The 6,681-nt window shown below is 28.6% G+C and carries 9 protein-coding genes; 7 read left to right on the forward strand and 2 right to left on the reverse strand.

From position 1 onward, the window contains the following. Positions 1-108: 108 nt before the first annotated feature. The 4 genes from ACUSRV_RS07745 to rbr all read left to right on the forward strand — a co-directional run bounded on the left by ACUSRV_RS07745 (position 109) and on the right by rbr (position 2,937). On the forward strand, positions 109-1,023 hold the full coding sequence (locus tag ACUSRV_RS07745; RefSeq protein ID WP_490141362.1) for a DMT family transporter: 915 nt from the start codon (positions 109-111) through the stop codon (positions 1,021-1,023). 38 nt (positions 1,024-1,061) lie between these two features. Further along, on the forward strand, positions 1,062-1,463 hold the full coding sequence (gene mscL / locus ACUSRV_RS07750; protein WP_490141375.1) for a large-conductance mechanosensitive channel protein MscL: 402 nt from the start codon (positions 1,062-1,064) through the stop codon (positions 1,461-1,463). A 244-nt stretch (positions 1,464-1,707) separates the two neighbouring features. Next, complete coding sequence (locus ACUSRV_RS07755) at positions 1,708-2,241, forward strand: hypothetical protein (protein WP_490141363.1); 534 nt, start codon at positions 1,708-1,710, stop codon at positions 2,239-2,241. A gap of 99 nt (positions 2,242-2,340) precedes the next feature. Beyond that, a complete protein-coding gene (gene rbr, locus ACUSRV_RS07760) occupies positions 2,341-2,937 on the forward strand; it encodes a rubrerythrin (protein ID WP_490141364.1) in 597 nt (198 codons plus the stop codon). A gap of 41 nt (positions 2,938-2,978) precedes the next feature. Here the strand turns inward: rbr and ACUSRV_RS07765 are convergent, their stop codons facing one another. Then, positions 2,979-3,245 (reverse strand): TIGR03905 family TSCPD domain-containing protein, encoded by a 267-nt coding sequence (locus ACUSRV_RS07765; RefSeq protein WP_490141365.1) that lies wholly within the window; start codon positions 3,243-3,245, stop codon positions 2,979-2,981. 142 nt (positions 3,246-3,387) lie between these two features. Further along, entirely contained in the window at positions 3,388-3,894 is a 507-nt protein-coding gene (locus ACUSRV_RS07770) for a hypothetical protein (RefSeq protein ID WP_490141366.1), read from the reverse strand. Positions 3,895-4,112: 218 nt separating this feature from the next. Here ACUSRV_RS07770 and ACUSRV_RS07775 point away from each other — a divergent pair, with 218 nt between their 5' ends. From ACUSRV_RS07775 to ACUSRV_RS07785, 3 genes are all read left to right on the forward strand, one after another. Beyond that, positions 4,113-5,168 carry a Gfo/Idh/MocA family oxidoreductase gene (locus ACUSRV_RS07775; RefSeq protein WP_490141367.1) on the forward strand — a complete coding sequence of 352 codons (1,056 nt, stop codon included), beginning with the start codon at positions 4,113-4,115 and terminating at the stop codon, positions 5,166-5,168. Between the two features lie 84 nt (positions 5,169-5,252). Next, a complete protein-coding gene (locus ACUSRV_RS07780; RefSeq protein ID WP_490141368.1) occupies positions 5,253-6,326 on the forward strand; it encodes a hypothetical protein in 1,074 nt (357 codons plus the stop codon). 109 nt (positions 6,327-6,435) lie between these two features. After that, positions 6,436-6,681, forward strand: a 246-nt coding sequence (locus ACUSRV_RS07785; protein WP_490141369.1) for a hypothetical protein, incomplete at its 3' end; no start/stop codon positions are given.

Raw genomic sequence — 6,681 nt, forward strand, 5'->3', positions numbered from 1 at the left:
AAAGATACACATTAAACTGTGTATCTTTTTATAGTGTATAATTAAAAGGTGAAATAAATAGATTTATAGAAATAACTTAATATAAATAAAAACTAATGGGGGAATTATATGAAAATAAATATTGATAAGTACCTTATGGTTATTGCTTCTGTATTTTGGGCAGGAGCCTTTATTGCAGGAAAATTCTCTATAGGGGAGTTTCCTGTATTCTCACTTACTTTTTTTAGATTTTTATTTGCCACTATACTAATATTTGCAATAATGATAAAAAAAGAGGAAGATTGGAAAATAAGTAAAAATGATTTACCTACATTTATAGCACTTGGAATTATTGGAATGGTAGGATACCATATATTTTTCTTTTCAGCACTTAAATATACAACTGCTACTAATTCTTCATTAATAAATGCTACTAATCCTATAATAACAACTATTTTGGCAATAATATTTTTAAAGGAGCATATAAAAGCTAGAAATGTATTATCCATATTAATATCATTTTTTGGAGTAATACTTATAATAACTAATGGAGATTTTAGTATATTATTAAACTTTAAGTTAAACTCTGGAGATTTACTTATGATAATAGCTGCTATATGTTGGGCATCTTATGCTGTTATTTCAAAAAAGGCATCAGTAAATTATAGCCCTATAAAAATAACTAGCTATGCGTTTTTAGTTTGTGTAATAGTTTTAATACCATTTGTTGTAATGGAAAAACCTTGGGTTTATATACCTAATACAACAGCAACAGGATGGATATCTGTAATTTATATGTCTGTATTTGCATCTGTTGGCGGATACCTAATTCAACAAATCTCAATTAAAAAAATAGGACCAAGTAAAACATCTTTATACATAAATTTAGTTCCTGTATTTTCTATGATATTGGCATTTTTAATACTAAAGGAAAATATAAGTTTTATAAAAATATTTGCTGGACTATTTATAGCAACAGGAGTGTTTTTAAATGGTAGATCTGACAAAAAAGTTAATAATGAAGAAATAGAAATGAACGAATAGTAATAGACATAATTTTGGAGGTGTATGTTTTGAAAGAAATGATTAAAGAATTTAGAGATTTTGCTGTTAAAGGCAATGTTATTGATTTGGCAGTAGGGGTTATAATAGGTGGAGCATTTGGTAAAATTGTAACAAGTCTTGTAAATGATATTATAATGCCTTTAGTAGGTATAATAATAGGTAAAGTTAGTTTTGCAGATCTAAAAATAGTTGTAACTCCAGCATCTGCAAATAACAATGAGTTAGCTATTTACTATGGTAAATTTATACAAACTACTTTTGACTTTTTAATTATTGCATTCTGTATATTTCTATTTATTAAAGTATTAAGCAAGTTAAAGCAGAAAAAAGAAGCAGAAGAGGTTGTGACAGTGGAATCAGCACCAAAAACTGAACTTCTTCTTGCAGAAATTAGAGATTTATTAAAGGAAAATAAATAAAGATAAATAAAGATAAATAAAGATAAATAAAGATAAATAAAGATAAATAAATAAGCCTTCTTACTAAGAGTAAGAAGGCTTATTTTTAGTTAAACCTTCGATTTCATTGTATTTAATAAATAAATTATCAAACTCTATTTTAGCATTTAATGCTAGAGATTTCTTTTATATTATTTCATAAACTTGGTAATAATCTTATATAGCACTATATATTAATTTTAGATGAATTCAAGGAGGAATATTTGTGAAAAAAAGATTATTGCCAATTATCATATCTATAAGTGTGATTATAACTATGCTAACAGGATGTACTTACAATGCTCAGGATAACGTGACTTTATTAAAGGAAGAAAATAAACAGCCTGAAGTAGTATCGTTGCCAGTGTATACAATAAATGAAGATAATTATCAAATAATAGAGGTAGAAGATTATATACAGATATATACAAATACATCTATGGAAGAAAAATTAAAGTCTATAGCAGATTATTTATCTAAATCATATTTTGCAAGCCTCCCTATTGAAGTTGTTAAGATAGAAGATAATATAGCTTTCATAAATTTAAAAGAAGATGTTAATAATAAATCTAGTTGGTCAACTTATTATTTCCAAGGCTCCTATGGTGGTAGACAAACAGCAACTAAGTTAATTGAGACGTTTTTGCAAAGAAATTACAAAGAAGGATGGATTAAAGGAGTTAAATTTATGTATAACGACCAAGCTGATTGGGGATTTGAACATTTAGGAGACGATTTCTCGGAAATACATTATAGGTAAGTTATATTTAACACCTTAGATTTACTATATAATTGTATGGAAAAGTAAGTAAATGAATATAATTTTAAGGTATACGTTTTAAATAAAAGGAGGATTCTTATGAAAAGTTTGAAAGGTACAAAAACATTAGAGAATTTAATGAAAGGTTTTGCTGGAGAATCACAAGCTAGAAATAGGTATACTATGTATTCAAAAATTGCTTCAGATGAAGGATATGAACAAATATCTGAAGTATTTAAATTAACAGCTGAAAATGAGAGAGCTCATGCACAGGTATTCTTTAATCACTTAAAAGATGGATTAGAAGGAGAAGAATTTCCTTATAATGTAGATATACAAGGTGGATATCCTGTTGGTATAGGGACTACAGTACAGAATTTGCAATATGCAGCTAAAGGAGAACATGAAGAGCATTCAGATGTATATCCATCATTTGCAAAGATAGCAGAAGAAGAAGGATTTAAAGCAATAGCAGCTTCTTTCAAAATGATAGGAGTTATAGAAGCTCATCATGAACAAAGATTTTCAGAATTAGCTAATAATGTAGAAAATAAATCAGTATTTACAAGAGATGAAAAAGAAGAGTGGATATGTAGAATATGTGGTTATATACATACTGGAGAAAGTGCTCCTCTAATATGCCCTGTATGCAAAGCTACACAAGCTTATTTTGAAATATTTAGTGAAGAATTTTAATATTTAAGAAAAAAGTAGGCATGATTATGCCTACTTTTTTGCTAAATAGCTTTATCTAACTGTAGTAAGAATTCTTTCAAAGCTTTGCTTAGTTGGTCTGGACATGATGTAGATTTAGATCCACATGTTATACCACTACATTTATTTATTACACTTTCTACCGTTTCACCTTCAACCAATTTTTTCATCCCTAATAAATTACCAGGACATCCGCCTATAAATTGAACTTCTTCTATTATTTTATTTTCATTTATTTCAAATATTATTTCTTTACAACAAGTATCCGTTGTTTTGTATGACATTTTCATTATTATATATTTCCTTTCTAACTTATTTTGTAATAATTGTAATAACTACAATTACAGAGTAAATTATAAGGACTATATGGTAAAATGTCAATAATATCTTTGTAATTAAAAAAGAAGCTGAGTATAACTCAGCTTGTAATACTTATTGCATTGAATTCATTTGATTCATTTGATTCATAGCGGAATTAGTAGCTTGCTTAGCCATTTGTTGTGTTGCAACTAACATAGCAGCACTTGAAATTAACTTTGCAGGATGTTTTACTGCATATTTAGCTAAAGGTTTAGCCATTTGTCTAGTTGTAGTATTCATCATAGTTGCAGCAGTTAGAACTGCAGTAGCAGCTAACATAGGGTGTTGTTTAACATAGTTCATAGTATTTTGAACAGCTGAACTCACATTTGAATATGCATTATTTACTATATCTTCAGCCTCTTCTATAACATCTTTGTTCATTATATCTTCTGCTAGATTCTCTGCTTTATTTACAGTATTATGAACAGCATTTTTAGCAGAATGGATCATATTAGTTGCTGCATTATCTGCTTTACTTACTGCATCCTTAGCCATGTTTTGACCTTTATGAACAACATTTTCTGCCTTATTTTCATAATTATTAAGTTGTTCATTCATATTATATTTATTTTCCATTGTGATACCTCCTAAATATTGTTGTTTTAGATATCCATTGTCTTTATTTTATTTCATAATTTTATCTTATTTCTATGTTGTGTAATTAAAGAAATAATATAGTATGTAAAAAATTATAGTAAACCCAACTTATGGATATAGAAAAGTTAAATGGAAATTTTTTGTAAAATAATATATAATTTACATAACATAATAAGTATGTAAAAAGGGGAAAAATTATGGAAAAAAAATTAAATGTAGCAATAGTAGGTTTTGGTTCTTCTGGTCAAATTTTCCATGGACCTATGTTAAACAGTTTACCTTATTTTAATCTTTCAAAAATATTAACTTCAAACTCAAATACAAAAGAATTAATCTTAAAATCTTATCCCAAAATAAATATAGTAGATAATATAGAAGAGATATTAAATGATCAAAATATAGATTTGGTTTTTGTATGTACACCAAATAAATATCATTATGAATTAGCAAAGCAGATATTAATGGCAGATAAGAATGTAATTGTAGAAAAGCCATTTACTGTAACATCACAGCAAGCTGACGAATTGATACAACTATCCAAAGAAAAAAATAAAGTTCTTAGTGTATATCAAAATAGAAGATGGGATAGTGACTTCTTAACAGTCCAAAAAGTAATAAACAACAGGTTATTAGGAGATATAGTTGAATATGAAGCTCATTTTGATAGATATAGAAATTTTATAAAAGATAATTGGAGAGAAAAAAACACAGATGGATCTGGAATATTATACGATTTAGGAAGTCATCTTATAGACCAAGCATTAGTAGCATTTGGACTTCCTAATGAAGTATATGCTGATATTAGAAAACAAAGAAAAGAAGCTCAGGCTGATGAAAATTTTGAAATAATATTAGGATATGATAATCTAAAAGTTACATTAAAGGCTGGTATGCTTGTAAGAGGAAAATTACCTAGATATATATTATTAGGTAGCAATGGATCTTTTATAAAGTATGGAATTGACAATCAAGAAGATTTATTAAAGCAAGGATATACACCTAAAAACTTAGACACCTTTGGTCAAGAATTAGAGGACACATGGGGAGAATTAGACTGTGATATTAATGGAATTCATTTTGTTGGAAAAATAGAAAGTGAAAAAGGAAATTACAAAGCTTTTTATGAAAATATATATAAAGCTATATTGGGAGAAGAAGATCTAGAGGTAGACCCTAAACAATCTAGAGATGTTATACGTATTATAGAACTTTGTATGAGAAGTTCTATAGAAAATAAAGCTATTTTGTTGTAACCACTAAGCATGTACTTCATATATTAATAGTAGGCAAGCACCTATAGCTTGACTAAGTTAATATGACAGCGAAGGGGTTATGATATGAAGAAGAAAAAAGTTAAAGCTAATTATTGCGATAATGGCGTTAAGGGAAATTACTATAATAATTGCGAATGTAAGCCTGCACCAATAGTTATGGGAGTAGAACAATGTGAAGATTTAGCTGCTAAAGCTGAAGAGTTATTCTGTAAAGCTAAGGAAGCTGAAGTTTTAGCAGCTGAAGCTTTTGATAAGGCTAAAAAATTTGACGATAAAGCTAAAGTACTAGGGGCACAAGCTAATGCATTAGAAAAAGAAGCTATGTGCAATGAAGTAAAAGCTGAAGAATATCTTGAGAAAGCTAGACAATTAAAATGTGCAGCTAAAGAATTAGCTGAAAAAGCTAAATGTCTGTTTGAAGAAGCACAGGCTGTAAGAGCTGAAGCTGAAAAAGCATGTGAAAAAGCTAAATGTTTATTTGAAAAAGCTAAAGATTTAAATGAACAGGCTAAGGATTTATTCGACGAAGCTAAATGCCTTGACGAAAAAGCTAAGGATTGTTTTGATGAAGCATTAGTTAAAGCTAATGAATTTAAAGATAAAGCTAAAAAATGTGAATATATGATGATGGAATGTGGCAAAAAGGCTAAAGAATGTAAAGATAAAGTTCTTGGTATAGAAGATTACAAAATTGAATGTGATGAAGTTTTAGGAGTAGAAGATCATTGTGGATGTCATAAAAATCATTATAATGATTATCCAGGAGTAATGGGAGCAGAATATAACGAGTGTGGATGTAATCATCATAATGATTATCCAGGAGTAATGGGAGTAGAATATAATAAATGTGATTATAAAGATGTAATGGGAGCAGAAACTGAATGTCCTGATACAATGATATGTCCTTGTAATGGATATGGATATGTACAACCAATGTACAACTTAGCACCAATGCATTATATGGGTGAAATGAATAAAAAATATCCAACATGTGGTAATGGCAATGGCTATATGCCAATGAGTATGCCGATGACAATGCCAATGAATATGGATATGGATGAAATGAACCATATGATGAACTGCTACTATATGTGGATGTATCAAAATATGATGATGCAAAATATGATGAAAAAGTAATTTATGAAAAGACTAGGATAAAATCCTAGTCTTTTTAATTTCTTATTATTATAGCGCCTCAAAAAACATATATATAATATATGATACATATACGGAAGGGGATGATAAAGTGATACCTAGATACATAGCGCCTACTACAACAAAGTATTTCATAGCTTATACAGGGGATATAGAAACAGGACTTTCTAATCTTGGAGTTAACCATAGATTTGTTAGGTTAAGTACCAAGGTAGGTATACTTTATACTGAAACAGAAGTGAGCCTTAGGGATTTACTGCAAATAACACAGATAGACTTTGTAGATTCCGATGTGCCTATGGCTTTACTTGCAGAAAGACAAGAAACTCCAGTTACA

The organism is Sporacetigenium sp. TC11, assembly GCF_058146105.1.

Excerpts from the sequence above, each read along its gene's own strand:
- mscL (WP_490141375.1), top strand. The coding sequence starts at position 1,062 with ATGATTAAAGAATTTAGAGATTTTGCTGTTAAAGGCAATGTTATTGAT.
- ACUSRV_RS07765 (WP_490141365.1), bottom strand. The coding sequence starts at position 3,245 with ATGAAAATGTCATACAAAACAACGGATACTTGTTGTAAAGAAATAATA.
- ACUSRV_RS07745 (WP_490141362.1), top strand. The coding sequence starts at position 109 with ATGAAAATAAATATTGATAAGTACCTTATGGTTATTGCTTCTGTATTT.
- ACUSRV_RS07770 (WP_490141366.1), bottom strand. The coding sequence starts at position 3,894 with ATGGAAAATAAATATAATATGAATGAACAACTTAATAATTATGAAAAT.
- rbr (WP_490141364.1), top strand. The coding sequence starts at position 2,341 with ATGAAAAGTTTGAAAGGTACAAAAACATTAGAGAATTTAATGAAAGGT.
- ACUSRV_RS07775 (WP_490141367.1), top strand. The coding sequence starts at position 4,113 with ATGGAAAAAAAATTAAATGTAGCAATAGTAGGTTTTGGTTCTTCTGGT.
- ACUSRV_RS07780 (WP_490141368.1), top strand. The coding sequence starts at position 5,253 with ATGAAGAAGAAAAAAGTTAAAGCTAATTATTGCGATAATGGCGTTAAG.